The organism is Streptacidiphilus alkalitolerans, assembly GCF_042511045.1.
Classification (GTDB): domain Bacteria; phylum Actinomycetota; class Actinomycetes; order Streptomycetales; family Streptomycetaceae; genus Streptacidiphilus; species Streptacidiphilus alkalitolerans.
In genome coordinates this window covers 277,952-303,832 of record NZ_JBHEZX010000009.1, presented here as the reverse complement: position 1 = coordinate 303,832, position 25,881 = coordinate 277,952, and the positions used below count along the sequence as shown (strand labels likewise).

The following is a 25,881-nucleotide window of genomic DNA, read 5'->3' as shown; positions in this document are numbered from 1 at the left end:
CGTCATGTACCCGGTTGTCAGGCGTGTTCCTCGACCGCCGCCTCCGCGGCAGCGGGCTGCTCCGCCACGGCTTCCTTCGACGCGGCCTCCTCCGACTCGGCTTCCTCCGCCGGGGCCTCCTCCGCCACGGCTTCCTCCGCCGGGTGCTCCTCGACGGAGTGGGAGTCCGTGAGGCTCAGCGCGCCGCCCGCCGCGATCAGTCCGACCACCACCGCCAGCAGGGCGTAGGTGATCCGCTCGCCGTGGAAGAACGACGCGACGAGCGCGCTGCTCCAGGTGCCGGCCGGGAGCTGGGTGGTGACCAGCGCGGCGATCAGGGTGCCGACCACGGCGGTACCGACGCTGGAGCCGACCTCCTGGGCGGTGTCGTTGAGGGCCGCGCCGATGGAGGTGCGGTTGCTGGGCATCGCGTCGACGAGGGCGACCGCGCAGATCGTCATCACGGTGCGCAGTCCCACGGTCATGAGCACCATGCAGACGGCGATGGCGGCGTACCCGTGGTCGACCGCCCAGGACAGGCCGGCCAGCGAGCCCGCCAGGCAGGCCGCGCCGACCAGGCAGGCGATGCGGTGGCCGAACCGGCGCGCGAGCCACTCCGACAGGGGCGTCGCAACGATCATCGTGATGATGATCGGCAGGTTGGCCAGGCCGGCCCGCACCGGGCTCCAGCCGTAGGCGTACTGGAAGTGCAGGATCAGCCCGAACATCACGCTCGCCATGGCGATGGACGTCCCGATCTGCGCGATGGCGGCGCCGCGCACGGTGCCGCTGGAGAACAGGCGCAGGTCCAGCATGGGTGCGGCGCTGCGGCGCTCGTGGCGCACGAATCCGATCCCGGCCGCGACGGCGCCGACGATGGACGCGAGGGTGATCGCGGAGAGCCAGCCGTGCTCGACACCGCTGGTCAGCGAGTAGCAGGCGAGCCCGATGGTGCTGATGCTCAGGACCGCGCCCGGCAGGTCGAGCGCGTCCTCGGTCAGGTCCTGCGGCCGGTCGGCCGGGACGCCGAGCCGGACGCCGATGCAGGCGAGCACGGCGATCGGCGCGTTGACGACCAGCAGCCACTGCCAGCTCACATGGGCCAGCGCGGTGCCACCGAGCAGCGGCCCGAGGACGAACCCGGACATGCCCACGACGATCATCACCGTCATGGCGCGCATCTGCAGGGCCTTGTCGTCGAACAGGCGGAAGACCAGTGAGTTGGTGATCGGGGCCATCGCCGCGGCGGCGATGCCGAGCGCGGCCCGCAGCGCGATGAGCTCGCCCGTGGTGGTGACCAGGACGACGCACAGGCTCAGCGCGCCGAACACGGCCAGTCCGACCAGCAGCACCCGGCGGCGGCCGAGCCGGTCCGCCATCGATCCGGCCGTGAGCAGCAGGCCGCCGAAGGTCAGCGAGTACGCCCCGGTGACCCACTGCAGCGCGGTGGTGCCGCCGCCGAGGTCGCGGCCGATCGTCGGCAGCGCGATCGACAGCAGGGTGTTGTCGACCATCTCCACGAAGAAGGCCAGGCAGAGGGCGGCCAGGGGAATCCACGCCGCCCGCAGGGACGGATAGGTGCGTGACGGGGTTTGAAGCGTGGCGGTAGCCATGACGGCCCTCCTATCGATCGAACAAGGTACGACTATCAAACAGCGTTCGATACGCTACGATAGAACAACGTTCGGTACGGTGCAAGACGCGAGGGGATGTGAGCCATGGCACGCACGCAGAACCGCTCCAGCGAGGGACGCCGACGGGCGTCGCACTCGATGGAGTCGGTGCTCACCGAGGCGGTGGCGCTGCTCGACGAGGCCGGCGCGCCGGCGCTCACCTTCCGGGCCCTGGCGCAGCGCCTCGGCGGCGGCGTCGCCAGCATCTACTGGTACGTCGCCAGCAAGGACGAACTGCTCGACCGGGCCACCGACCATGTGATCGGCATGATGCTGGCCGACATCGAAGAACTCCCGGGCAGCGACGACCCGATCGACGACCTTCGCGCGATGGCCCTGAAGCTGTTCGACGCGATCGTCGACCGGCCGTGGCTGGGCGCCTACTTCATGCGCAATACCGGCACCCAGGGCAACTCCCTGCGGCTGTACGAGAGGCTCGGCCAGCAGACCCTCCGGCTCGACCTCACCGCACTCCAGCGGTTCCACGCCGTGTCCGCCATCGTGGGCGTCGTCGTCGGCTCCGCCGTCGACCTGGGTCAGGAACCGCCCCAGGAAGTCCTCGACGGCGCGGTGGACCGCGACGAGTTCCTCGGCCGCTACGCCCAGACCTGGCGCGAGCTCGACCCCGAGAAGTTCCCCTTCGTGCACAACATCGTCGACGAGTTCGACGGCCACGACGACGTCGACCAGTTCCGCTCAGCCCTGGAACTGACCCTCACCGGCCTACGCCTCCAGGCCGAGGCCTGAGCCGGGGTCGGAGTCGGCATTCCGACCCCGGCGACCCTCGCGGGTCACGGGACGCAACGGGCATCGTTCGCCCGCTCGACCTACTCTGGGGATGTGGGGGCCGATGGTCATCGAGGTGCCCGACATGCTGCATCTGCTGCTGGACCACATGAGCAATGCGGGGACAAGCGGTTGGGACGCCTTCTACGACGGGCGGCTGAAACTGGGCGTGCAGTTCCTCGTACCCTTCGCGATCTCGCTGGCCGTGCTGACGGCCGTAAGCGGCCTGATCACCCGCTGGACGATCCTGCGTGACGCAGAGACGTGGGGCGCAAATGCCCGTTGGGCCTGGGGAATCCCCGGTGTCCTCGCCATCCTCGCCGCAGCAGTTTTCCTGCCGCTCTACCCACTGTTCCACCCCTTCAACGACGGCACCTGGCTGAGCTGGCTCTACGGATTCGCACTGCTCACCCCGGCGCTGGCACTACTTTCGTTCGCCACGCGACCTAGGCTTGGCCCAACCTCCTCCAAGTACCGCCAACTGCCGATCCCCACACTCGTTGTCCTGCTCTGCTTGTGGACCGCACTTGCGAGCTGCTTCTACTTCTGGGGGCAGGGCGAGCGGCTGCTCGTAACCGAGGTCTCACTGGTGTTGTTCGGTGTGACAGCGACCGCGACGGCGTTGGGCCAAGCCCTGCGCCTGCAGGTCGAGTCGCACGGCGCCGACGGCAAACTCAACGCGGCCGCATCGGACTACGTCCTGGCCAGGATCCAACAGTCCGACTCGCACAAGGCAGACGGTTTGGGCATCTCCCGGTCCACCGACCTCACTGCGCTCCTCACTGCTGACTTTAGCGCTGTCCCTGTCGGAGCCATCGCCTCAGCTGCGGCCCGTGTGTTGTATGCCATCCGCCCCGGACTCACCTGGCGGGCCAGGATTACCGTCGTCGACCCCGACCGCGTGGTTGTCGCACTGACGAGAAACAGCCACAACGTCGAGAACATCATCATCAGCCGCCGCAACCTGCTCCTGCCTGCCCTCCCGGCAAATCTGAAGTCACCGCAGCTGGAGGCGGAACAGGGCCGCGCCCATGCCCAACTGCTGACCGGCGCGGCTGCCTGCATCCTTGTCTGCCTCAGCCGTGTCCACACTGATCTCAGTGACAGCCTCTGTGGTGCGGAGCAGTGGCGCAGCGTGGCGATGCAGATGATCGCCAACGAGCGGGCCCTGTGCGACGACGCATCCCTCGAGCTCCGGCTCCTCAGGGAAGCCGTCGATCTCGAGCCCCACTACGGCACGGCTCGCCTGGCCTACGCCTACGCCCTCCTCGAACAGTTCCGCGGCCCCTCCAACGACCGGCTGCGCTTCGCAGACTGGATGGACCAGCTGGCTGCCCTGGCCAAAGAGGCCCCAGAGACACACGAAAGGACGATCAAGAAAGGCTGGGAAGTTATCCGCATGCGAGCCATGTACAGCAGTGTGGCAATACGGCTGAACTACTGCCTGCAAGAACTGGCCGACGACTGGAAGCCGTCCCCGGTACTCAGTCCCACCGGCACCCAGGCGTTGACCAAGGCGAGCCGCAACACAGAGAGGTTCGCCGAGGACTGCGAGCAACTCCTACACGAACAAGTCAACGGATACGTCACCTGGTACGCCGAGCGCATGACACCGACCGCCGCAAACCTGAAAGCAGCCATCGCCTTCCTGGAGGCCAACCTGGCCAGCACCACACCAGTCCCCTGGAACTGGGAAGGAAAACGCGAGGAATACCCCCGGCCGGGCCTGGCCTACGATTACGGCTGCTCAGCCGGCCTAGTTCACGCTTTCGGAGGTGCAGGCCGCGCGAGCACGGACCTGTTCGACGCGTTCTCCCTCGCTCTGGCCACCGACACAGAACGCAAGCGTATCCGGACCGACCCCGACTACCTCCTCCTGAGGGCAGCCGGCATCCCCGAGAACCTCCACGCAGTCCTCGGCCCCGAACCGCCCGAAACCTCCCTCCTGGACCTCTCCCCCTTCGCCACCTACTCGTCACAGCTGACCCGACTCGGCGTGACTACCCTCGGGGCGCTCCGGCAACACACAGAAACCGGTAACGACAGATTGGCGCTCGCGGGCTACCTGCACGTAGACCCGATCGTCGTCGATTACTACACCGCACTCTGCAACCTCGTCGGGATCCACTCGGACCTCGACACCCCCGGAGCGCTGAAGGTCCTCCTTGATGCGGACATCAACTCGCGCCACGATCTCCTCCAGCAGCTGGAGCTGAACGAATCCGCCCTACTGACCCAGCTGCAGACCCTGGCCGCAAAAGACGACGTCAGCGGGCTCCCCGCCTTCACCCACCCGACGCGATGGCTCTCAGCCGCAAAGGCACTCATGTAGACGCACACCCGGGCGCCTCAGGCGAGCAGGGCGGGCCGGAGGGTCTGCGCGCACCACTGCTCGAAGGTGGTCGGGGAGGCGGTGGCCGGCGTCCGGGCGACACCGGCGTCCAGGCCCGCGTCCTTGGCCCGCTTCATGTCGACGATGCCCTGGACGAATGCCTCGTTGAGGCCGTAGCCGACCAGGGTGGCGGACAGCTCGTCGAACGGCTGGCGTTCGTAGCGGACCGGGCGGCCGAGCTGCTCGGTCATGATCTGGGCCAGGTCGTTGGGCGACAGGTCCTGCGGCCCGAGCACCGGGACGCTGTCGCTGCCGGTCCACGAGCGGTCCAGCAGCAGGCCGGCGGCGACCGCCGCGATATCGGCGACGGCGACCCGGGGGGCCTTGCGGTCGGCGTCGACATTGTCGGTGAAGACCCCCTTCTCCCGGATCGAGGCGGTCTCCTCCAGCAGGTTTTCGAAGAAGGACGGGCAGGCCAGGGCCCGGTAGCCGACCCCGGTGCCGGCGATGAGGTCGTCCATCGCCAGGGACGCGGTGACCAGGCCGGCGCTGTCGGCGACCGCGGTACCGCGGCCGAGCGCGGAGACCCCGACCACCTGCCCGACCCCGTGGGCGGCAAGGGCGCTGACGGCGGGTCGGCTGAAGCCGCTGTAAGCCTGCCGCGGGGTCAGCGAGGCGTCCGGCGGGACCAGCCAGAAGACGGCGTCCGCACCCTCGAAGGCCCGGTCGAGCACCGCGGGCTCCGCATGCGAGCCGGTGACCACCTCGACGCGTCCGCGCACCTCGTCCGGCAGCCGGTCCGGGTCGCGCACCACCACCCGCAGTTCCTCGCCCGCGGCGGGAGCGGACTCCAGCAGTCGAGTGAGCAGCTGACGGCCGATGTTACCGGTGGGAGCAGTAATGACGATCATGAATTCCTCGCAGGTCGTGCTGGATCGGTACACCCCCATGCTGCGAGCGGCCATGGTGTTGCCACAATGGGAACTTCAGCAAGGAATCATTGACTGAAATGGAATGATGCAGGTGGACAGCCCGGAACCGGTCATCGACGCCAATCTCGCGCTCGCCCTGGACGCCCTGCTGACCGAGCACAGCGTGACCCGCGCCGCCGAACGCCTGCACAGCTCGCCTGCGGCCATGAGCCGTACCCTGGCCCGGCTGCGCCGCATCCTCCAGGACCCCCTGCTGGTCCGGGCCGGGCAGGCGATGGTCCCCACCCCGCGCGCCGTGGCCCTGCGCGAGGAGGCAGCCGCCGTGGTGGGCGGCCTCAGGGCGCTGCTCAGCCCGGGCACGAGCGTCGACCCCGCCACACTCCGCAGCACCTTCACGCTCCAGGCCGCCGACCTGGTCGGCGCGGCGCTGGCGCCCGGGCTGCTGCGGCTGGCCGAGCAGGAGGCGCCGGGGGTCTCGTTCCGGCTCCTGGCCGAGGAGTGGGAGGCCGGACCGGCCCTGCGCGACGGCCGGATCGACCTGGAGGTCGGCTCCATCGACCATGTGGACCCGGAAACCCAGGTCGAGGAACTGGTCAGCCTCCGCATGGTCCCGGCCGTCCGGGCCGGCCACCCGCTCACCCGGGGGACCCCGTCCCCGGCCCGGCTCGCCGCCGCCCAACATGTCGCGGTGAGCCGCCGCGGCCGGTTCACCGGTCCGCTCGACCAGGCCCTGGCCGAGCTGGACCTGAGGCGGCGGGTCGGCGTCGTCCTGCCCAGCCACCTGTCCGCCATGGCCCTCGCCGCCCGCAGCGACATCGTCTGCCTGGTACCCGCCGCACTGCCCGGCGCCGCGCCCTCTCCGCTCACCCAGGACGCCACCGCCCTCGGGCTGCGCCTCCTCGACGTCCCGCTGCAGCTGCCGCCGCTGACCATCGGCATGGCCTGGCACCCCCGGCACACGGCGGACGGCGCCCACCGCTGGCTCCGCGGCACCGTCCGCCGGGTCCTCTGCGCGCCCGGCGGCCCGAATCCGTGATACCACGGTGTGGTGACAGCGCAGGCGCGGTACCGGTTGATCGCCGAGGAGTTGCGGGCCGCCGTGCGGCAGGGGGAGTACCGCGACGGCGGACGCCTGCCCAGCGAGGAGGGGCTCGCCCAGCAGTACGGCGTCTCGCGGGGGACGGTGCGTCAGGCCCTGGCGGTGCTGCGGGCCGAGGGCACGGTCACCTCGCGGCGCGGCACCCGGCGGGTGGCCCTGGAGTCCCCTCCGCTGCACGACTTCGCCGAGCTGCTGAGCTTCAGCCGGTGGGCCCGCTCCCAGGGCCTGGAGCCGGGCAGCCGGACGGTGCGTCAGGAGTGGCACCCGGCCGGTCCCGAGGAGGCGGCCCAGCTGCGCCTGCCGCAGGGCGCCCAGCTGTTCCGGGTGGTGCGGCTGCGCCTGCTGGACGGCCGTCCGGCCATGGTGGAGCGGACGGCGTACCCGCAGGCGGTGGGCGAGCTGGTGGCCCCGCTGCCGGCGGACACCTTCTCGGTGACCGAGCAGTTGGAGAGGGTCGGCGTGCTGCTGACCGACGCCGACCACACCGTGGACCTCACCGTCGCCGATCCGCAGGACGCGGAACTGCTGGGCTGCGCGCCCGGGGCCGCGCTGCTGCGTGAGCGGCGCCGGACCACGGACCCGGCCGGGGCGCCGGTGGAATGGTCCGAGGACCGCTACCTCCCCGGTGTCATGGCCTTCACCGTACACAGCTCACGCGCGGTCCCGGGCCTGGGGCGGCACTCCGCCGACGGGCCCTGAGCAGGCCGGCGAGCAGTGGGCGGAAGTGCCCGAATGCGGGGGTCGGCGCGCTCGGGTTCTTGGCCTCCTCGTCCCAGCGGCGCAGCCGGACGGCGTCCGCGCCGAAGGGTTCGGCGGCGAAGGCGTCGGCCTGGGCCGGGGACATCGGACCGCCCTGGACCGCCAGGGTGTGCACCGAGGCCGGCGACAGGGCGTTGACGTACCCGGGTTCCACCGCGCACAGGTAGCGCTTGGCGTCGACGTGCAGCCGCACCGGCTCGGTGACCTCGGGGGCGAACCAGCGGGCCAGCCACTGGGCGCCGGTGTGGCTGTGCCGGTTGTCCGTGCCCGCCATCAGGTCGTGCCCGGTGACCTCGCCGCGCAGGTGCCCCACGTCGTGCAGCAGCGCCGCGGCCACCAGCGCGGGCGGCGCCCCGGCTGCCTGGGCCAGCGCGCCGGCCTGGAGCATGTGCTGGGCCTGGGTGACCTCCTCGCCCAGGTACTCGGCCGCGCCCTGCCCGTCGAACAGCGACTCCAGCAGGTCCAGGACCGCGCGGTCCTGCTCGCTGCGGTCCTCCTCGTTTCGGCGCAGCACCGCGCGGGTGCTGAGCAGGCCGTCGAGGTCGGCGTAGCAGCCCTGCAGGTGCCCTCCGCCGCTGCTCTCGAAGGCGGTGCGGGCGTGCAGCAGCCGGGTGTTGTCGAACACCAGGCAGTCGCCGGGGCCGAGCCGGAAGTCCAGGCACAGTTCCGGGCGCAGCAGCAGTTCGGCGAAGGTGCGGTAGGCGGCGTAGAAGGCTGCGGTCCGTTCCCCGGGCAGGCGCAGCGTCCCCAGGGAGCGGTTGTTGAACCGGATCTCGCGGATCCGGCCCTGCGGGTCGAGACCGATCAGCGGACGGTGGGCCCGCAGCGCGGTGTCCCGGTCGGCGAAGGCGAACGGCACCGGGGTCGAGCTGAGCACCTCGAAGGCGGACGGGTCCTCCTCGCGCAGCAGCGCCGCCGCGGCGAACCCGTCCACCAGTCCCGAGTCCCCGCCCGAGGCGCTGTTGACCAGGCAGTGCAGCAGTTGCAGGGTGGGGACCGGGTCGCGGTAGGGGTTGTCGGTGTGCGGGGTGATCCGCGCGCCGGTGAAGGCCAGGTTGTTGGGCCGCTCCTGGACCCGGACCTCGAACAGCCGCCCGTAGTTGGTCTCCCGGACGAAGCCGAAGCTCTCGGCGACCGCCAGCACCTGCCCGTCACGCACCGGGACGTCCCGCAGCAGGCAGAACCCCAGCTGCGCGACCGCGTCGAGCAGCCGCGCCTTCACCGCCCCGCCCTGGCGGTAGTCGGCCCAACTACCCTCCGGGAGGGCGCCGTTCAGGTCGGCCGCGCGCCAGAGCAGCTTGGTCTCCTCGGTGCGGTCCTCCCGCTCGGCGTCGCCGGGCGGGGCCAGCCAGGTATCGGCATAGCGGGAGCGGTGGCCGTCCGGGCTCCACACCACCTCCCATCCCGGTGCCCCGTCCAGGTCGACCGGGGTCTCCGAGGACAGGGCCAACTCCGTTGGGAGGTCGGTGATCTGAAAGAGCTTCTGTTGGCTGCCCGGATCGCGGCATTCGGCACAGGCGCAGTTGTCGCGCAGCCACACGGCCGCGAACTCGGAGGGGCGGGGCATCGGCGGACCTCTCGTTCGGCAAAGTTGTATAGCCAACTTCTGATGCCGTGATGCTTCCGCCCCCGAGTGGCCAAAGGATGTACGCGACATGTCCGATACAACACCCCTCACGAAACGCATCTGCGCCGCACTCGCACCAGCCCACCCGAGTCCCGTTTCATCGGCGGGCGTTCAGGCGGGCGGCCTGGCGGGTGAGGTGGTCGCGCTCGGCGAGGTTGGACGCCTTCCGGGCCGCCTCGGCGTACAGCCGGGCCGCCGTGGCCAGGTCGCCGTCGCGTTCGTGCAGGTAGGCCGCCACCGCGGTGTGGCGGGGCAGTGTGCTGTCCAGCGCCGCGAGCGCGGCCAGCCCGGCCCGGGGTCCGTCGGCCTCGCCGACGGCGACCGCGCGGTTGAGCCGGACGACCGGGCTGTCGGTCAGCCGGGCCAGCTCGTCGTACCACTCGACGATCTGCACCCAGTCGGTCTCCTCGGCGGTGGGCGCGTCGGCGTGCAGGGCGGCGACGGCGGCCTGGGCCTGGAACTCCCCCAGCCGGTCGCGGGCCAGGGCCGCCTGCAGGATCCCGACGCCCTCGGCGATCGACGCGGTGTCCCACCGGCCGCGGTCCTGCTCGGCGAGCGGCACCAGGCTGCCGTCCGGCCCGGTCCTGGCGGCCCGCCGGGCGTGGTGCAGCAGCATCAGCGCGAGCAGCCCGGCCACCTCGGGGTGGTCGATCGCGCCGGCGAGCTGCCGGGTGAGCCGGATGGCCTCCGCCGCGAGGTCGACGTCGCCGGAGTAGCCCTCGTTGAAGACCAGATAGAGGACCCGCAGCACGGTGCCGACGTCGCCGGGCCGGTCGAAGCGCACACCGGACACCGTCCGCTTGGCCCGGCTGATCCGCTGCGCCATGGTCGCCTCGGGCACCAGGTAGGCCTGGGCGATCTGACGGGTGGTCAGCCCGCCGACGGCGCGCAGCGTCAGCGCGACCGCCGAGGCCGGGGTCAGCGACGGGTGCGCGCACAGGAAGTAGAGCTGGAGGGTGTCGTCCACCCCCGTCGCGGGCCCGGGGGCCGGCTCCACCTCGACCCGGTCCTCGCGGCGGCGGCGGGCGGTGTCGGCGCGGGCCTGGTCCAGGAACTTGCGCCAGGCCACGGTGACCAGCCAGCCCTTGGCGTCGCGCGGCGGGTCGGCCGGCCAGACCCGGAGCGCCTCGGCCAGGGCGTCCTGCACGGCGTCCTCGGCCGCCGCGAAGTCGGCTCCGCGGCGGACGAGGACGGTGAGCACGCTCGGGGTGAGGCTGCGGAGCAGGGCCTCGTCCATCGGTACTGTCACTCCGTGATGGTGGGTGCCTCGGTCAGGAAGGGACGCAGTTCCAGCCACTCGTGGATCGGCCTGCCGCCGGCCCCGGGGGCGGCCGACAGCTCTCCGGCCAGGTCGACGGCGCGCTGGTAGCTGTCGACGTCGATGACCATCCAGCCGGCGATCAGGTCCTTGGTCTCCGCGAACGGTCCGTCGGTGACCGGCGGGCGGCCCTCACCGTCGTAGCGGACCCACGCCCCCTGGGGGGCGAGCGCCTGGCCGTCGACGAACTCGCCGGTCTTCTCCAGCCGGGCCGCGAAGTCGTTCATGTACCGCACATGATCCGTGATCTCCTGCGGGGTCCACTGGTCCATCGGCACGTCGTTGACCGCGGCCGGGGCGCCTCGGTAGTGCTTCAGCAGCAGGTACTTGGCCATGGTGGTTCTCCTCGGTGCTGGTGCGACCCATTGTGGCCGCGCTCACTCCGGGGACGGAGCCCGACGCGGCTTCTCGACATCCCCGTCCGGATTGTTTCGAGTGCGGCGGACGTGCTCCACCAGCCCGACCAGTGAGACCAGCGCCCAGGTGCCCTCCAGCAGCAGGAATCCCCATTGCCGGCCGACCGCGGCGTCCACGGCCAGGACCGCGGAGCCGACCACGTTGAACAGCAGGTAGCTGCGTGCGTGCGGATCCACCCGGCCGAGCTGTGCCAGCGCGAAGGGGATGAGGATCAGTACCGAACCGATGATCTGAACCGACTGCTCCACCATGACGACGTGACGCCTCGCTTTCGCAAGCGTCGTCTGTCGTTCCGGGTACGGCGCACCTCGTCCGGTGAGGGCGTCCTGCCCTCACTCCCCATGATCGCACATCCGGGTCGGCCGGTCCGAGGGCGCTCAGCGGTGCTGCTGCAGCAGCCGGGTCACCGTGCAGTCCCCGGGGTTGCGCATCCTGACGCCGACGCTGATGTTGTAGAACGCCATGTCGGCGAGCAGCCGGGTCGCCTGCTCCGCGGAGATGCCGAGCTGCTCGATGGCGGACTGCTCCAGCCGTTCGAGCCCGGCCCGGGTGGCCTCGGCGATGTCGGCGTCCGACGCCGACGCGCTCCAGGCGTGGATCTGGATCGTCAGCAGGTCGCGGTCCGTGGTGACCAGCTCGTCGTAGGCGGTGGCGAGCACCGGCAGCCGCTGTGGGCGCGGCGTCCCGGCGACCGCTTTCGTCAGGGTGTCGACGATCCGGTCGCAGGCTTCGTGCCAGGCGGCGATGAAGATCGCCTTCTTGGTCGGGAACAGCTGGAACAGGTACGGCTGGGACACCCCGACCCTCGCCGCGATGGCGCTCGTCTTGGTGCCTTCGTACCCGGTGTGGGCGAACAGGGCGATCGCCGCGTCGATCACCTGGGCCCGCCGGTCCTCTGCGTTGGATCGAGCCATGCCCCCATCTTAGCGACCAATCGCTAACTCTGTTAGGTTGAACTTAGCGAGCACTCAGTAAGTTGATTCGGAGCCGAGGAGCCCACCGTGAGACCAGAACCGTCCGTCACCGCGCCGCGCAGCACGGGGCTCGTCCTCGCCCTGCTGGGCGTGTTCCTCATGGTGGTGATGATGGACAACACCATCGTGAACATCGCCCTGCGGGCCATCCAGGAGCAGTTGGACGCGTCCAACTCCCAGCTCCAGTGGGCCGTGGACTCCTACATCCTGATCTACGCCGCGCTCATGTTCCCGGCCGGAATCCTCGCCGACCGGTACGGGCGCAAGCGGGTGCTGCTGATCGGGCTGACGGTCTTCGCCGCCGCGTCCGCCCTGTCCGCCTTCTCGCACACCCCCGACCAGCTCATCGTCTGGCGCGCGGTGATGGGCCTGGGCGGCGCGGTGGTGCCGCCGGCCACGCTGTCCATCATCCGCGACACCTTCCCGAGCGACCAGCAGGGCCGGGCCATGGGGATCTGGTCGGCCATCGGCGGTTCGTCGGTCGCCTTCGGACCCCTGGTCGGCGGTCTGCTCCTGGAGCGGTTCTGGTGGGGGTCGGTGTTCCTGATCAACGTGCCGATCGTGCTCCTGGCCGGTGCGCTCGCGATGTGGGCGGTGCCCGAGTCCAGGGCGGCCACCAGCCGGCGCCTGGACCTGCCCGGTGTGGTGCTGTCGGTCGCGGGCGCCACCACCCTGGTGTTCGGGGTGATCCGCGGCGGGGAGACCACCTGGCGGGCCTGGAACACCACCGGCCTGGTCGCCGCCGGCCTCGTGATCCTCGCCCTGTTCGTGCTGGTGGAGCGCCGCCGCGCCGAGCCGACCATCGACGTGTCGCTGTTCCGCAACCGGGCCTTCGCCTCCGGCACCCTGAGCATGGCGCTGGCGTTCTTCGCCATCACCGGCGGGACCTACCTGCTCGTCTTCTACAGCCTCCTCGTCCGCGGCGACTCCACCCTGCAGTTCGGCCTGGTCCTGCTGCCGGTGGCGGTCGGCAGCATCCCGGCGGCCCTCGCCGCGAACGCGCTCACCCGGGCCCGCGGACCCAGGTTCACTGTGCTGCTCGGGCTCGGCTCCCTCACCGCCGCGTTTGTCATCCTGTACTTCCTCGAACCGCACACGCCGCTGCTGGTGATCGAGGGCGCCCTGCTGCTGGCCGGCCTGGGCATCGGTTCGGTGATGGCCACCACCACCCCGCTGGTCATGGCCGTCGTCGAGCCCCAGAAGGCCGCCGCCGGGGCCGCGGCCAACAGCGCGATCCGTCAGATCGGCGGCGCCCTGGGGGTCGCCGTGCTCGGCTCGGTCTACGCCACCCGCTACCACAGCGGCGTCACCGGCACCCTCGCCCCCTGGACACCGCCGCTGCCGGAACAGGCCCAGGACTCCCTCGGCGCGACCGCCACCGCGCTCGAGTCCGCCGCGCGCAGCGGAAACCCCGGGCTGGTGCGGGCCGTCCCGCAGCTGCAGGACGGCGCGACCCACGCGTTCATCAACGCCCTGCGGTCCACCTCGTCGGTGACGGTCGCCGTCCTGCTGGCCGGGATGGTCCTCGGGGCGTTCTGGCTGCCGGCCCGCACCGGGGGCGACACCGGGCGAACGGCCACCGGGTCCCGGCCGGGGCTGCCCCTCCAGGAGGCCCGTGACACAGCGTCAGCCGACCGTGAAGGCGACCGCGACCGCGACCGGGGCAGGACACCGTGACGGCTCACTGCGGGACGACGTCGAACTGCTCCCAGGTGCCGATGGTCGGGGCGCTCGCGATCAGCGGGGAGGCTCCGGCCGCGGCGGCCGTGACGTACTTGCCGTTGATCTGTGCGCGCAGGCTCACCGAGCCGTTGGGGTTGGCCACCAGGGTGAAGGCCTCCCACGCCTGAGCGGTGGCGGCCTTGGCGATCAGCGCCGAGGCGCCGGCGTTGGCCGCGCTGACGAACAGGTTGTCGGCGTGCGCCCGCAGGGTGACGCTGCCGCCCGAGGACACGGCCAGGTCGAAGGTCTCCCAGGCCTGGGCGGTGGCGGCCCTGGCGATCAGCGGTGAGGCGCCGGCGTTCTCCGCGGTCACATACCGGCTGTTGATCCGGGCCCGCAGCGCGTACGTCCCCGAGGCCGGGAGGCCGGCGCCGCCGGCGGGGGCGGCCAGCGCGGCCAGTTCGGTGCCGCCCAGCAGGAAGCCGCCGACGCCGAAGTCGGCGGTGCTGTCGGAGGTGACCGGCTGGCTGGAGTCGGGGCGGTCGCCGACCTTCTGCACGTAGCCGAGCGAGCCGTCGGCGTGGACGGCCGTGGCCACCAGCCCGTTCCAGGCGCGGGCCGCGACCGGCAGGTAGGTGGCGGAGTCCACCAGGCCCGCCCCGATCGCGTACGCGGTGCCGTAGACGAAGAAGACGGTGCCGCTGGTCTCCGGGCCGGGAAAGTGGTTCGGGTCGGCGAGGTTGACGTTCCAGAAGCCGTCCGAACGCTGCACCTGGGCGACCGCGGTGACCAGTTTGGCCAGGGTCGAGCGGTATTCCGCCACGTTCGCCTGGCCGGCCGGCAGTGCCTTGAGCACCTTGGTGTGGGCAGCCGCCGCCCAGCCGTTGCCGCGCGACCAGACCACCGGCTTGCCCGAGGGCGAGACGATCCCGCCCGGCAGGAAGTTCTTGTCGCGGTACCACAGGCCGGTGGTCGGGCTGTAGAGGCCGGGGCCGCCCTCCGCGCTCTTGGTGTGCGTGTAGAGCCGGTGCAGCTTGTCGAAGTAGCCGCTGTCGCCGCGCAGCGCTCCGAGCCGCGCGAACTGCGGCATCGCCATGTGCAGGGCGTCGACCCACCACCAGTCGTCGTCCTTGCTCACCTGGTTGACGTAGGTCATGTTGTGCAGGCACGCCTCGATCGCGGCGATCTTGTTGGCGGCGGGGGCGGTGTCGTAGAGGTCGAGGTAGGCCTGGCCCGCGCACTGGCTGTCGGCGTCCCGGGTGGTGTTGCCGCCGTTGAGGCCGTAGCTGTGGCTCTGCGCCCAACCGGTCACGTAGTTCAGGTAGGCGGGGTCCGAGGTCAGCCGGTACAGGGCCATCAGCCCGCTCATCAGCGTCGCGTTCGCCCACTCGTTGTCACCGCTGTTCGGGTGCGCCCCGATCCACTGGTCGGCGACCCGCCGCAGGACCGCGACCATGTCCTCGCGCGACGGCAGGGTCGCGGCGGGCAGTGCGGCGGCGGCTGTGGCACCTGCGGTGCTCGCGGTGCCTGCGGCGTGGGCTGCTGTCGTCGCCAGTGCCGGCACGCCGGCGGCGGCGAGCGCGACTCCGCCGGCCAGAAAGCTCCGTCGATCCATACTGATGCCTCCCACGAACGGTGAGCGGGCGAATGGACATCCACCGCACTCACAAGGATGGACGAGGGTCATCCATATGAACGGTCCACGAGGACGATAGGACTGGACCAATCCCCGGGTCAACCCCCGCGGTTGGGGCGGCGCGATACCGTGGGGTCCGCACGCACCCACACCCTGTCCTGGAAAAAAGAAGCGCGGGATGCACATCCTGGATGACCCCACTGGCCTCTCCACCCGTGCGAGGAGCCTGCTGGAGCGGACCGGCCGGCGCGATCACCGCCAGGACCCCGGGCTCCCCACCGAGTTCCTGCGGGTCCGGAACCGCGACGGCCGGTTGGTCCCCGCGCCGATGACGCTGGTGATCCGCCGGGAGGGATTCCAGCAGCGGTACGGCGGGCTCCGCTACGGAGTCCGAAGCGGCCCCACCGACCGGGCCGAGCGCCACGACGGACTCCGTGACTGGCACTACGACCTGGACGGGACCATGTGGGCGGACCCCGCCGGCGGCTGGTACTTCGGCTGGTCCGGCGAACGCGTCTCATCCCCCGTGCGCTACCTGGTGCACACGGACGGACGCGTCGGCGTGGAGGACGGAAGTGGCACGTTCCTCGACATCGCCCCGTCCGTCCCGGCGCTCATGGAATCCCACGCGCTCGTCGACACGGTCTCCGACTGGGACCGCAGTACGGTCCAGGTCGACGGCTTCGCACTCGCCGAGCAGCTCGGCAACCTCACCGACGTCCCCGAGGCCTCGGGTCCGACCGTCCGGTGGCGACTGTCAGAATGTGTGGCGGTCCAGGAGTTCCGCAGCTGGACCGGCGCGGGACCGCGTCCTTGGCGCGCGTTTGTCTGGAGCCGGGGCGACGCGGGCCGACGCCAGGTCGAAGCGGCCGCCGTCCGCGCGGTGGCGGCGCGGCAGACGGTGTGACACCACGGAATGACGAACCATCAAGGAGAACCCTGTGCCGCTGCCTTCGGAACCGCTGCGGAAGCTCGGCTTCCTGACCATTGGACTGTTCGACGGGAACGACCCGCGTCCCGGGCATGAATCGACGCTGGAGATCATCCAGCTGGGCGAGCAGCTGGGCTTCGACAGCGCCTGGGTCCGGCACCGCCACCTGCAGTACGGGATCTCCTCGCCGGTCGCCGTCCTGGCCGCGGCCTCGCAGCGCACCAGCCAGATCGAACTCGGCACCGCCGTCATCCCGCTGGGATGGGAGAACCCGCTGCGGCTGGCCGAGGACCTGGCCACCGTCGACATCCTGTCAGGGGGCCGCCTCAACCCCGGTCTCAGCGTCGGTCCGCCGATGCACTTCGACCAGGTGCGGGACGCGCTCTACCCCGGCACCGCGGGGGTGGAGGACTTCAGCTACGACCGGATGCAGCGGCTGCTGGACTGCGTGCGCGGCGAGCCGGTCACCCGCTTCAGCGGCGTCGAGGGCTTCGAGGTGTTCTCCGACCGGGTCCAGCCCCACTCCCCCGGCCTGGCCCGGCGCATGTGGTACGGCGGCGCGAGCACCCGCTCGGCCCAGTGGGCGGGTGAGCACGGGATGAACTTCCTGACCAGCAGCGTCGTCAGGGCCGAGGAGTCGGAGGACTTCACCGCCATCCAGCTGTCGCACATCCGGACGTTCCGCAAGCACCACCCGGACGGCGACCGCGCCCGGGTCTCCCAGGGGCTCGTGGTCATCCCGGTCGACTCCGCCACCCCGGAGCAGCGGGCGAAGTACCGGGCGTTCGCCGCCGAGCGCACTCCGCGGACCCTGCAGCCGCAGGGGCCGGCCCGGATGATGTTCGCACCGGACCTCGTCGGCACGTCCGCGGAGATCGCCGAGCAGCTCTACGCCCACGCCGCGTTCCGCGAGGTCGACGAGGTCGCGTTCGCCCTGCCGTTCACCTTCGAGCACGAGGACTACGTCCAGATCCTCAGCGACATCGCCACCAGGCTCGGGCCGGCCCTCGGCTGGCAGCCCGGCAGCTGAGGCGCCGGGGCCGCCCGCTCTCAGGCGGCGGAGGTGAGCGCCTCGCGGCGCGGGGCGAGCAGCCGACGGGCCTGCTCCACCGCGCGAGCGGGCTCGCGGATGCCGGTGGACACGCAGAGGGTGTAGTGCAGGTCCTCACGGCGGCGCTCGGTGTCCGCTCCGGCCTGGGCCTGGTCCAGGGCTTCGAGTTCATTGATGAGGCGGCGCAGCTCGGTGGGATTGATCAGCGGCATGGAGAACTCCGTCGGTTGGTTGCTGACACGGTGGGAGACCGCTGCAGACCGACACTGGGCCACAGCACGGGACGTGGCCGACGCGCTGCGGCGCGCGGCTGACTGACCGGCAAAACCTCGTTGGACCGAGGTTGACTGTTGACTCAATGATAAGCGGGCCGGACCCGGGATCCGGCGTCGGCGCAGGAGACTTCCGCCACAGCCCGCGCCCTGACGGGCTGCTGCCGGAACGTCATCCGGCCCTGCCCGCAAGGGCGGTGGGCCGGATCCCGGGTACTCGTCCGTGCACGGGGTAGGTAGCTGTCCTCCGACGAAGGGCCACCGCCGTGCACACCTTCTGGTCCGTCCTTGCCGTCTTCGGCGGCCTCGCCCTCGTGGTCCTCTCCAAGGTGGCCAGGTCGCGGTCCGCGAACCGGTCCCGGCTCCGACGGCAGCGCCGCGAGGAGTAGGCGGCGGTCTGTCCGGGCCGCGCCCCGTTCAGGCCGCGGCGGGCCGCGCCTCGAGGGCCGCGTCGATCCCGGCCAGTTCCGCCGAGGTCGGCACCCACTCCCCGGCCGCGGCGTTGGCGCGCACCTGCTCCGGGCTGGTCGCCCCGGCGATGACCGAGCCGCAGCCGGGCCTCGCGGCGAGCGCGGCCACGCCGATCTCCAGGATGCTCCGGCCATGCGCCTCGCCCCATGCGGCAAGGCGTTCGACCGCGTCGAGCCCCGCCTCGGTCACCCGCTCGGGCCGCGACGCCAGGCGCGAGCCCGCGGGCACCCCGGTGGCCCGCCGCACCTTCCCGGTCAGCAGGCCGTTGGCGAGCGGGAAGTACGGCAGCACGCCGAGGCCGTAGCGCAGCGAGGCCGGCACCACCTCCCGCTCCGCACCGCGTTCGAGCAGCGACCACTCGTTCTGGGCCGAGACGAACGGGACGGCCCCGATCTCCCGCGCCACGTGCGCGGCCTCGGCGATCTGCCAGCCGGCCAGGTTGGAGTGCCCGATGTAGCGCACCTTGCCCTCGCGCACCAGCTCGGTCAGCGCGGCGAGCGTCTCGGCGATCGGTGTGCTCGGGTCGGGGGTGTGCAGCTGGTAGAGGTCGATGTGGTCGGTCTGCAGGCGTCGCAGCGACTCCTCGACCGCCCGCCGGATGTAGGCCCGCCCGCCCTTCGCCCCGGCCGCGGGCCCGTACCCCAGGTCCGCCCCCTGGTGGCCGAACTTGGTGGCGAGCACGACCTCCTCGCGCCGGCCCTTCAGCGCCTGGCCGAGGAAGGTCTCGGAGCCGCCACCGGCTCCGTACATGTCGGCGGTGTCGAAGAGCGTCACCCCGGCGTCGAGTGCCGCGTCGACCACCGCACGGGTCCGCGCCGCGTCGAGGCGCCCGCCGAAGTTGTTGCAGCCGAGTCCCACCACGGAGACCAGGAGTCCGCTGTTGCCGAGGCTTCGATATTCCATGGGGCCACTCTAGTTCTCGTGCGCCGCCGGTCCGTGGGGTAGGTTGACACCCCCTCCCCTCCTGCCAGCCGGAGCACACCGCCATGCCGTCCGCGCCCGTTGTTGCCGTCGTGGCGGCCCCCGCTCCACCCGACACACAGCGTGCTGTCGCGGCCACCTACCTCGCCTTCGCCGGCTCCGGGTTCGCCTTCGCCAGCTGGGCCTCACGCATCCCGCAGGTCCGCGACCACCTCCAGCTCTCCCCGGCCCGGCTCGGCCTGGTGCTGCTCGCCATCGCCGCCGGATCGCTGATCGCGCTGCCGCTCGCGGGGCCGGTCGTCCACCGCTTCGGCCCCCGGCGCACCGTCGCCGCGATGGCCGGGCTGATGGGCCTCAGCCTGGCGACCGTCGCCCTGGGCTACCTCGGCGGACTCGCCGCGGTCGTCGCCGGGCTCTTCCTGCTCGGCTTCGCCAACGGCGCCTGGGACGTGGCGATGAACGTCCACGGCGCGCTGGTCGAACGCCGCCTGGGCCGCTCGATCATGTCCCGCTTCCATGCCGGGTTCAGTCTGGGCACCGTCGCCGGGGCCCTCACCGGTGCGGCCCTGGTCGCGCTGCACGTGCCGGTGACCGTGCACCTGCTGCTGGTCGCGGCCGTCGTCGCCGGCCTCGTCCCCTGGGGGACCCGCCGCTTCCTGCCCGAGGACACCGGACCTGACGACCCGGCGGGTGAAGCCCCGTCGCACAGCGCGCTCTCGGCCTGGCGCGAGCCGCGCACCCTGCTGATCGGCGTCCTCGTCCTCGCCTTCGCCTTCGCCGAGGGCACCGGCAACGACTGGATCTCCGTCGCCGCCATCGACGGCTACGGGGCGCCCGCCGCGGTCGGCACCCTCACCTTCGCGGCGTTCCTGGCCGCGATGACCCTCGGGCGCTGGTTCGGCCCCGGGCTGCTGGACCGGTACGGCCGGGTCGCGGTCCTGCGGGTGCTGGCCGGACTCGGTATCGCCGGGTCGCTGGTGTTCGTCTTCGCCCCGACGACGCCGATCGCGATCGCCGGCGTGGTCCTCTGGGGCCTCGGCACCTCGCTGGGCTTCCCGGTGGGCATGAGCGCGGGCGCGGACGACCCCCGCCACGCCGCGGGCCGGGTCAGCGTCATCGCGTCCGTCGGCTACTGCGCGTTTCTGGCCGGACCGCCGGCCATCGGCCTGCTCGCCGACCACCTCACCGTGCTCAGGGCCCTGACCTCCGTCGCGGTGCTGCTCGGCGCCGCCGCACTGATCACCGCGGCGGTGCGACCGCCCGCGGACAGCACCGCCGCACCGAACCAGAAGCTGGACTGACGCGTCGTTCGAGGCAGCCCCCTGGGCTGTCGTCATTCCCCCTCGGCGCGAGTCCCGTCGCGCAGCGTCGCCCATCGGGCGCTCAGTGCAGCCATCCACCCCCGGAGAGGTGGGCCGGCGGGGCCACCGACTGGCGGACCACGATGTGCGAGCCGAGCATCACATGCCGGCGCGGCGGGTCGCCGGGGCGCCGGTGCAGCGCCAACCGGGTGGCGGAGCGGCCGAGTTCCTGCTGCGGCACGTGCACGGTGGTCAGGCCGGGGTAGACGTCCTCGGCCAGCGGGATGTCGTCGAAGCCGACCACGGACACGTCCTCGGGCACGGAGCGCCCCAGGTCGCGGGCCGCGGCGACGGCGCCAGCCGCGCTCATGTCGTTGGCGCAGAAGATCGCGGTGGCGTCGGTGCCGGTGAGCAGGGCGTGGGCGGCGGCGTAGCCGGTCTCGCGGGTCATGTCGCTGCCGGCGATGAGCGCCGGGTCGGGTTCGATGCCGTAGGCCCGCAGTGCGCGCTCGTAGCCGTGCAGGCGCTGCCGGGCCACGCTGAACTCGTGCGGTCCGGCCAGGTGCGCGACCCGGGTGTGCCCGGCGGAGAGCAGGTGGTTGGTGGCGGCGAACGCTCCCCCCTCCACATCGCTCTCGACCACGTCGATCGGGGCGTCCGGCCCCGCCCAGGAGCGTCCGCAGAGCACCATGCGCGCCCCGGCGCGGTCCAGCGCCGCTGCGGCGGTGGCGAGTTGGGCGAGGTGCTGTTCGCCCTCGGCCATGCCGCCGACCAGGATCACCGCCTCCACGCCCCGGCCGCGCAGCAGCTCGATGACGGAGAGTTCGCGCTCGGGAACGCCCTGGGTGGAGCAGACGATGCAGACCCGGCCGTCGGCCATGGCCTGCTCCTCGACGCCGGAGGCGACGTTCATGAAGAACGGTGAGGTGATGTCGTTGACGACCACCGCCACCAGCCCGGACCGGGTGGACAGCGCACGCGCGTTGGCGTTGACGACGTAGTCGAGGGCCGCGACGGCCCGCATCACCCGTTCCTCGGTCTCCGGCGGCGCGGTGTAGGAACCGCTGAGGATGCGGGAGACCGTGGCGACCGAGACCTGGGCCTGCTCGGCCACGTCGCGGATCGTCGGCCGCCCGCTCGAGCTGCGGCCACGTGCCATGGTTCTGCCCTCCGGTGCGAGTGATCGTGTAACGCGGATGCAAACGTTACACAGATCGGACCGCCCCGGCTACACCGACCCGGCATTTCTGCGCGGAGTATTGACGACCTCCCAGGCAGCACTTAACGTCCCATCACTGTAAACGGTTTCATGAACGTTACACGGCTTCCTCAACCCTCACCCATGGAAGGACCAGCCAGATGACTGCCTCGCCCCTCTCCAGAAGAACCTTCCTGCGCGGCTCCGCCCTCGCCGCCGGCGCGGTCGCCGCCGGCGGCGCACTGAGCGCCTGCGGATCGGGCGGCTCCGGGTCCGGCTCCAAGTCCGGCTCCGCGCTGACCTACTGGGACTGGTACGTCACCCAGGCGCCCTGGGTCGACGGGGAGGTCTCCCGCTTCCAGAAGGCCCATCCGGGCGTGACCGTCAGGAAGACCACCCAGGTCTCCGCCAAGTACGCCGACCTGGTCGCCCTCGCCTACCGCGGCGGCTCCACTCCGGACGTGTTCATGGTCCCGCAGAGCCCCGGCCTGGCCGAACAGGTGGACCGCGGCTGGCTGCTCCCGCTCGACCAGTGGGCCACCCCCGCCTGGCAGGCCGGCTTCCCCGAGGGCACCTTCATCGAGGGCGCCAATGTCTTCGGCGGCAAGGTCTACTCCGCCCCGCTCAAGGGCTCCGCCCCGCAGTACCAGCTCTACGTCCACAACGGCGTGTTCAGGTCCGCCGGGCTGACCAACCCCGACGGCAGCGTCAAGGTGCCCACCACCTGGGACGAGGTCAGCGCAGCCGCCGACACCATCACCAGGAAGTCCCGCGGCAGGACCTACGGCCTCGGCTTCGGCAACGGCGACAACATGGGCCTGATGGCCTGGTGGCTGGACCTGTTCGTGCGCGGGGCCGGCGCGCCCGGCGGCGCCCCCAGCGGCACCGGCACCGGCCTCGACCTGCGCGTCGGCAGCTGGACCTACGCGAGCGACCGCTCCTACGCCGACTTCCTCGAGCTGATGGTGCAGTGGAAGCAGCGCGGCTACTTCTACCCCAACTCGCTGAGCCTGTCCGACGAGGCGGCCCGCGCCTTCTTCGAGCGCGGCAAGTTCGGCATGACCGTCGGCGGCGTGTGGAACCAGCCCGAGTGGACCCAGCACAAGTTCACCGACTACAGCCTGGTCACCCTCCCCTCCCCCGGCCCCACCCCGAAGGCCTATTACTACGCCGACCCGGTCGGCACCGGCGCGTTCGCCGCGGTATCCGCCAGGACCAAGCACCCGCAGCAGGCCTTCCAGTGGGTGGACGCGCTGACCTCGGCCGCCGCCGGACGCCGCTGGGTGCAGGACCTGAACGGCGTCTCGGTCCACCCGGCCGACAACGCCGCCGACGGCATCAACTCCAAGCCCTTCGCCGCCTTCGTCGCCATGACCAAGCAGGAGCTGACCGGCCCGGTGCCGGTGGTCCGCAACCCCGACCTGGCCGGGGTCACCCCGCAGGCCCCCAAGTCCGACATCGGCGACCTGGTCACCGGCGTCTACACCGGCCAGATCAAGGACGTGCGGTCGGCACTGAGCAGCCTGGCCGACCAGAAGGGCCGGCTGCTTTCGACCGCCGTCGCCGCGGTGGCCAAGACCGGCAAGAAGGCCGCCATGTCCGACTACGTCTTCGCCGACTGGGACCCCACCGTGCCGTACACCACCAAGAAGGCCTGAGCGGGGGCCCGATGACCCTCTCCGCTCCCGGGCTCCGGCGCACGCCGGACCCCGCCCGCACCCCGTCCGCTCCCCCGCGCCGCACCGGCCTGCCCGGCCTGCGCCGACGGATCCGGAAGGCCGGCTGGTCCTACGCCTACCTGGCGCCGATGGCCGTGCTGGTCCTGGTCTTCATCGTCTATCCGATCTTCGCCTCGCTCGGCTACACCTTCTACCGGTGGAACGGCATCGGCAGCCCGACGGACTTCGTGGGCCTGGCCAACTTCCGCGAGGTGCTGCACGACTCCATCTTCTGGGGCGCGGTCGAGCACACCTTCGTCTACGCCTTCGTACTGGTCCCGGTGCAGTTGCTGATCGCGCTGATGCTGGCGCTGGTGCTGAACAACCCCAGGCTGCGGTTCCGGATGTTCTTCCGCACCGTCTACTTCGTCCCGGTGGTCACCTCCGCCGCCGTGGTCGGGGTGGTGATGCAGCTGATGCTGTCCAACTTCGGCGACGCGGCCGGCAGCCTGCTCTCCGAGACCGGCCTGACCAGCCGTCACATCGACTGGCTCGGCGACCCGCACACCGCCCTCGCGGTGATCATCGGCATCGGCATCTGGCACACCCTCGGCTACAACCTGGTCTACTTCATGGCCGGGCTGCAGACCATCCCGGCCGAGCTCTACGAGGCCGCGCGGATCGACGGCGCGGGGCCGGTCCACTGCTTCCGCTCCATCACCCTGCCGATGCTGCGCCCGGTCGGCGTGGTCATCGTGGTGCTGGCGTTCATCGGCAGCTTCCAGGTCTTCGACCTGGTGCAGGTGCTCACCGGCGGCGGCCCCTACTTCGCCACCGAGGTCGTCAACACCTATATCTACCACCTGGCCTTCGGCGGCGGCTCCGGCTCCGGGGCGGTCCAGCCCGACGTCGGCCTGGCCTCCGCCGCCTCCTTCCTCTACGGCCTGCTGCTCATCGTCTTCTCCGCCGCGCAGGTGCTGGCCCTGCGCCGACTGGGCCGACGCCGCGCGGGCGCCGCGTTGTGAGAGGTGCTCAGATGTCCACCACCACCCTGAAGGCACGCCGCGGACTGCTCTACCTGGTCCTGACCGCAGGCGGGCTGCTCTGGCTCTACCCGTTCCTGTGGGCCGTCGGCGGCTCGCTCAAGAGCGACGACGCCTTCTTCTCCACCGGGCTCAACCCCTTCACCGCCCACCCGCAGTGGTCCAACTACAGCCAGGCCTGGGACGAGGGGGACTTCAGCCGCTACTTCCTCAACACCGTGCTCTTCGCCGGCGGGACGGTCGTCGTCACCGTGCTGGCCACCTCCATGGCCGGCTACGTCCTGGCCCGTACCGAGTTCCCCGGCAAGAGGCCCGTGCTCGGCCTGATCGGGGCGACGCTGTTCCTGCCGCACGGCTACACCATCATCCCGGTGTTCGACCTCATCCAGCGGCTGCACCTGCTGAACACCCTGTGGGCGCTGATCATCGTGCAGTCCGCCAGCGGCATGGTCTTCGGCACCTTCCTGTTCATGGGCTACTTCTCCACCATCGACAAGGGTCTTGAGGAGGCCGCCCGGGTGGACGGGGCCGACTTCCACCAGGTCTTCTGGCGGATCATGCTGCCGCTGTCCGGGCCGATGCTGGCCACCGTCGGGCTGTTCACCTGCATCAACGCCTGGAACAGCTTCTTCGTCCCGCTGGTGTTCACCCTCTCCCGGCCGGACCTGCACACCCTGACGGTGGGCATGTTCACCTTCCTCGGCGAGAACTCCACGGCCTGGACCCTGGTCTGCGCCGGGTCGGTGATCACCCTGCTGCCCATCGTCGCCGTGTTCCTCGGACTGCAGCGGTACTTCGTCAACGGCTTGGCCGGAGCGGTCAAGTAGGACGCGCGGTGCGGGGCACGGACCGTCAGGTTCCGTGCCCCGCACCGCTGTTCGGCAGCCGTCCGTCAGGACCCGTTGATCAGGGCGACGGCGAGCGCCGGATCGAACGTCCCGGCGGGGGTGCCGGGAGCGGTCCCGCACTGCCCGTCGGAGACCCCCGGGGTCTTCACCCACAGCAGCAGGTCGGCCCCGCCGCCCGCCTGCGGGGCGGTGCCCAGCTTCGCCCCGGACGGGTTGCACCACTCGCCGTCCGAGCCGTTGCCGTTGCGGCTGGTGTCCACCACGAAGTGCGAGCTCCCGCCGAGCGAGGCGTTGACGGAGCCGGCGTAGGTCTCCGAGGAGCCGGTGGTGTAGAAGTTCGACACATTCACCGCGAAGCCGCGGACGTTCGCCACGCCCGCGGCCTTCAGCTCGCTCGCCATGGTCGCCGGGGCCACCCAGTTGGTGTGGCCGGCGTCCAGGTAGGCCCAGGTGTCGGACGCCTTCTTCTGGAACATCTGGGTGGCGAACAGCAGCATCGCGGTCCGCGAGGACTGCTGGGCCGCCGTCAGGCAGCTGTAGTCCGACAGCGCGTCGGGCTCGATCACCACCACGGCCGGACGGCTGCCGATGCCGGCCGCGAAGCCGGAGATCCAGCTCTCGTACGCGCCGACGCTGCTCGCGCCGCCGCCCGAGTAGCCGCCGCACACATCCCGGTCGGGGATGTCGTAGGCGACCAGCACCGGCACCTTGCCGTGGCTGTTCGCCGCGCCGACGTAGCTGCTCACCTCGCTGCCGATGTCGCCGCCGTCGTCACCGAACCAGCGGGCGATCGGCCTGGAGGCGATGGCGGACTGGATGCCCGCCGCCCTCGGGTCGGACGGGTGGGCCGCCACCCAGGCCGCCGGGGCGGAGCCGGGGTTGACGTAGAAGCCGCTCGTTCCCGAGAGCGGGTCGGCGGACGCGCCGGGCGCTGCGCAGAGGCAGATCGCGGCGGCCAGGGCGGTGCTGAGCAGGGCTTTGCCTCGCATGGTG

The 25,881-nt window shown here is 71.4% G+C and carries 24 protein-coding genes and 1 riboswitch; of the genes, 12 read left to right on the top strand and 12 right to left on the bottom strand.

Annotation, left to right across the window (positions count from 1 at the left end; all coding sequences use genetic code 11):
• Window positions 1–17: 17 nt before the first annotated feature.
• Window positions 18–1,592 (bottom strand): MFS transporter, encoded by a 1,575-nt coding sequence (locus ACEZDG_RS22300; protein ID WP_380512328.1) that lies wholly within the window; start codon window positions 1,590–1,592, stop codon window positions 18–20.
• Between the two features lie 159 nt (window positions 1,593–1,751).
• Here ACEZDG_RS22300 and ACEZDG_RS22295 point away from each other — a divergent pair, with 159 nt between their 5' ends.
• Together ACEZDG_RS22295 and ACEZDG_RS22290 are read left to right on the top strand one after the other, a co-directional pair.
• Window positions 1,752–2,399 carry a TetR/AcrR family transcriptional regulator gene (locus tag ACEZDG_RS22295; RefSeq protein ID WP_380512369.1) on the top strand — a complete coding sequence of 216 codons (648 nt, stop codon included), beginning with the start codon at window positions 1,752–1,754 and terminating at the stop codon, window positions 2,397–2,399.
• 103 nt (window positions 2,400–2,502) lie between these two features.
• Window positions 2,503–4,770 (top strand): hypothetical protein, encoded by a 2,268-nt coding sequence (locus ACEZDG_RS22290; RefSeq protein ID WP_380512326.1) that lies wholly within the window; start codon window positions 2,503–2,505, stop codon window positions 4,768–4,770.
• A 17-nt stretch (window positions 4,771–4,787) separates the two neighbouring features.
• On the opposite strand, the gene ACEZDG_RS22285 is transcribed toward ACEZDG_RS22290, so the two are convergent.
• Window positions 4,788–5,681, bottom strand: a complete 894-nt coding sequence (locus ACEZDG_RS22285; protein WP_380512324.1) for an NAD(P)H-binding protein — start codon at window positions 5,679–5,681, stop codon at window positions 4,788–4,790.
• A gap of 103 nt (window positions 5,682–5,784) precedes the next feature.
• Here ACEZDG_RS22285 and ACEZDG_RS22280 point away from each other — a divergent pair, with 103 nt between their 5' ends.
• Both ACEZDG_RS22280 and ACEZDG_RS22275 read left to right on the top strand, forming a co-directional pair.
• A complete protein-coding gene (locus tag ACEZDG_RS22280; RefSeq protein WP_380512322.1) occupies window positions 5,785–6,738 on the top strand; it encodes a LysR family transcriptional regulator in 954 nt (317 codons plus the stop codon).
• A 12-nt stretch (window positions 6,739–6,750) separates the two neighbouring features.
• Window positions 6,751–7,500: a GntR family transcriptional regulator gene (locus ACEZDG_RS22275; RefSeq protein ID WP_380512320.1), complete on the top strand. Its 750-nt coding sequence runs from the start codon at window positions 6,751–6,753 to the stop codon at window positions 7,498–7,500.
• Here ACEZDG_RS22275 and tmpA read toward each other — a convergent pair.
• The 5 genes from tmpA to ACEZDG_RS22250 form a co-directional block, all read right to left on the bottom strand.
• The gene (gene tmpA, locus ACEZDG_RS22270; protein ID WP_380512318.1) at window positions 7,439–9,127 is read right to left on the bottom strand and encodes a 2-trimethylaminoethylphosphonate dioxygenase; all 1,689 of its coding nucleotides are present in this window, start codon (window positions 9,125–9,127) and stop codon (window positions 7,439–7,441) included. The two genes, ACEZDG_RS22275 and tmpA, sit on opposite strands and share 62 nt — an antisense overlap.
• A gap of 157 nt (window positions 9,128–9,284) precedes the next feature.
• Entirely contained in the window at window positions 9,285–10,424 is a 1,140-nt protein-coding gene (locus tag ACEZDG_RS22265; protein ID WP_380512367.1) for an RNA polymerase sigma factor, read from the bottom strand.
• Window positions 10,425–10,432: 8 nt separating this feature from the next.
• Window positions 10,433–10,840 (bottom strand): YciI family protein, encoded by a 408-nt coding sequence (locus tag ACEZDG_RS22260; RefSeq protein WP_380512316.1) that lies wholly within the window; start codon window positions 10,838–10,840, stop codon window positions 10,433–10,435.
• A 42-nt stretch (window positions 10,841–10,882) separates the two neighbouring features.
• Window positions 10,883–11,173, bottom strand: coding sequence for a CBU_0592 family membrane protein (locus ACEZDG_RS22255; RefSeq protein WP_380512314.1), 291 nt, complete (start codon window positions 11,171–11,173; stop codon window positions 10,883–10,885).
• 23 nt (window positions 11,174–11,196) lie between these two features.
• Window positions 11,197–11,260, bottom strand: a riboswitch (guanidine-III (ykkC-III) riboswitch).
• A gap of 39 nt (window positions 11,261–11,299) precedes the next feature.
• A complete protein-coding gene (locus ACEZDG_RS22250; protein WP_380512312.1) occupies window positions 11,300–11,836 on the bottom strand; it encodes a TetR/AcrR family transcriptional regulator in 537 nt (178 codons plus the stop codon).
• Between the two features lie 87 nt (window positions 11,837–11,923).
• On the opposite strand from ACEZDG_RS22250, the gene ACEZDG_RS22245 reads away from it, so the two are divergent.
• Window positions 11,924–13,573: an MFS transporter gene (locus tag ACEZDG_RS22245; RefSeq protein WP_380512310.1), complete on the top strand. Its 1,650-nt coding sequence runs from the start codon at window positions 11,924–11,926 to the stop codon at window positions 13,571–13,573.
• 4 nt (window positions 13,574–13,577) lie between these two features.
• Here the strand turns inward: ACEZDG_RS22245 and ACEZDG_RS22240 are convergent, their stop codons facing one another.
• Window positions 13,578–15,173 carry a glycoside hydrolase family 88 protein gene (locus tag ACEZDG_RS22240; protein ID WP_380512308.1) on the bottom strand — a complete coding sequence of 532 codons (1,596 nt, stop codon included), beginning with the start codon at window positions 15,171–15,173 and terminating at the stop codon, window positions 13,578–13,580.
• Between the two features lie 199 nt (window positions 15,174–15,372).
• On the opposite strand from ACEZDG_RS22240, the gene ACEZDG_RS22235 reads away from it, so the two are divergent.
• Together ACEZDG_RS22235 and ACEZDG_RS22230 are read left to right on the top strand one after the other, a co-directional pair.
• Window positions 15,373–16,101 carry a hypothetical protein gene (locus ACEZDG_RS22235; RefSeq protein WP_380512306.1) on the top strand — a complete coding sequence of 243 codons (729 nt, stop codon included), beginning with the start codon at window positions 15,373–15,375 and terminating at the stop codon, window positions 16,099–16,101.
• 34 nt (window positions 16,102–16,135) lie between these two features.
• A complete protein-coding gene (locus ACEZDG_RS22230) occupies window positions 16,136–17,155 on the top strand; it encodes an LLM class flavin-dependent oxidoreductase (protein ID WP_380512304.1) in 1,020 nt (339 codons plus the stop codon).
• Between the two features lie 20 nt (window positions 17,156–17,175).
• On the opposite strand, the gene ACEZDG_RS22225 is transcribed toward ACEZDG_RS22230, so the two are convergent.
• Window positions 17,176–17,388, bottom strand: coding sequence for a DUF5133 domain-containing protein (locus ACEZDG_RS22225; RefSeq protein ID WP_380512303.1), 213 nt, complete (start codon window positions 17,386–17,388; stop codon window positions 17,176–17,178).
• 326 nt (window positions 17,389–17,714) lie between these two features.
• Here ACEZDG_RS22225 and ACEZDG_RS22220 point away from each other — a divergent pair, with 326 nt between their 5' ends.
• On the top strand, window positions 17,715–17,837 hold the full coding sequence (locus ACEZDG_RS22220) for a hypothetical protein (protein ID WP_380512301.1): 123 nt from the start codon (window positions 17,715–17,717) through the stop codon (window positions 17,835–17,837).
• Window positions 17,838–17,865: 28 nt separating this feature from the next.
• Here the strand turns inward: ACEZDG_RS22220 and ACEZDG_RS22215 are convergent, their stop codons facing one another.
• Entirely contained in the window at window positions 17,866–18,822 is a 957-nt protein-coding gene (locus tag ACEZDG_RS22215) for an aldo/keto reductase (protein ID WP_380512299.1), read from the bottom strand.
• Between the two features lie 83 nt (window positions 18,823–18,905).
• On the opposite strand from ACEZDG_RS22215, the gene ACEZDG_RS22210 reads away from it, so the two are divergent.
• Complete coding sequence (locus tag ACEZDG_RS22210) at window positions 18,906–20,141, top strand: MFS transporter (protein ID WP_380512297.1); 1,236 nt, start codon at window positions 18,906–18,908, stop codon at window positions 20,139–20,141.
• Window positions 20,142–20,223: 82 nt separating this feature from the next.
• On the opposite strand, the gene ACEZDG_RS22205 is transcribed toward ACEZDG_RS22210, so the two are convergent.
• On the bottom strand, window positions 20,224–21,300 hold the full coding sequence (locus ACEZDG_RS22205; protein ID WP_380512295.1) for a LacI family DNA-binding transcriptional regulator: 1,077 nt from the start codon (window positions 21,298–21,300) through the stop codon (window positions 20,224–20,226).
• Window positions 21,301–21,500: 200 nt separating this feature from the next.
• Here ACEZDG_RS22205 and ACEZDG_RS22200 point away from each other — a divergent pair, with 200 nt between their 5' ends.
• Genes ACEZDG_RS22200 through ACEZDG_RS22190 form a run of 3 tightly spaced genes read left to right on the top strand, consistent with a single transcriptional unit; the run spans window position 21,501 to window position 24,867 of the window.
• Window positions 21,501–22,997, top strand: a complete 1,497-nt coding sequence (locus ACEZDG_RS22200; RefSeq protein WP_380512293.1) for an ABC transporter substrate-binding protein — start codon at window positions 21,501–21,503, stop codon at window positions 22,995–22,997.
• A gap of 11 nt (window positions 22,998–23,008) precedes the next feature.
• Complete coding sequence (locus tag ACEZDG_RS22195) at window positions 23,009–24,022, top strand: carbohydrate ABC transporter permease (protein ID WP_380512292.1); 1,014 nt, start codon at window positions 23,009–23,011, stop codon at window positions 24,020–24,022.
• Window positions 24,023–24,033: 11 nt separating this feature from the next.
• Complete coding sequence (locus ACEZDG_RS22190) at window positions 24,034–24,867, top strand: carbohydrate ABC transporter permease (RefSeq protein WP_380512290.1); 834 nt, start codon at window positions 24,034–24,036, stop codon at window positions 24,865–24,867.
• 65 nt (window positions 24,868–24,932) lie between these two features.
• Here the strand turns inward: ACEZDG_RS22190 and ACEZDG_RS22185 are convergent, their stop codons facing one another.
• Entirely contained in the window at window positions 24,933–25,877 is a 945-nt protein-coding gene (locus tag ACEZDG_RS22185) for a glycoside hydrolase family 6 protein (protein WP_380512288.1), read from the bottom strand.
• Between the last annotated feature and the right edge of the window lie 4 nt (window positions 25,878–25,881).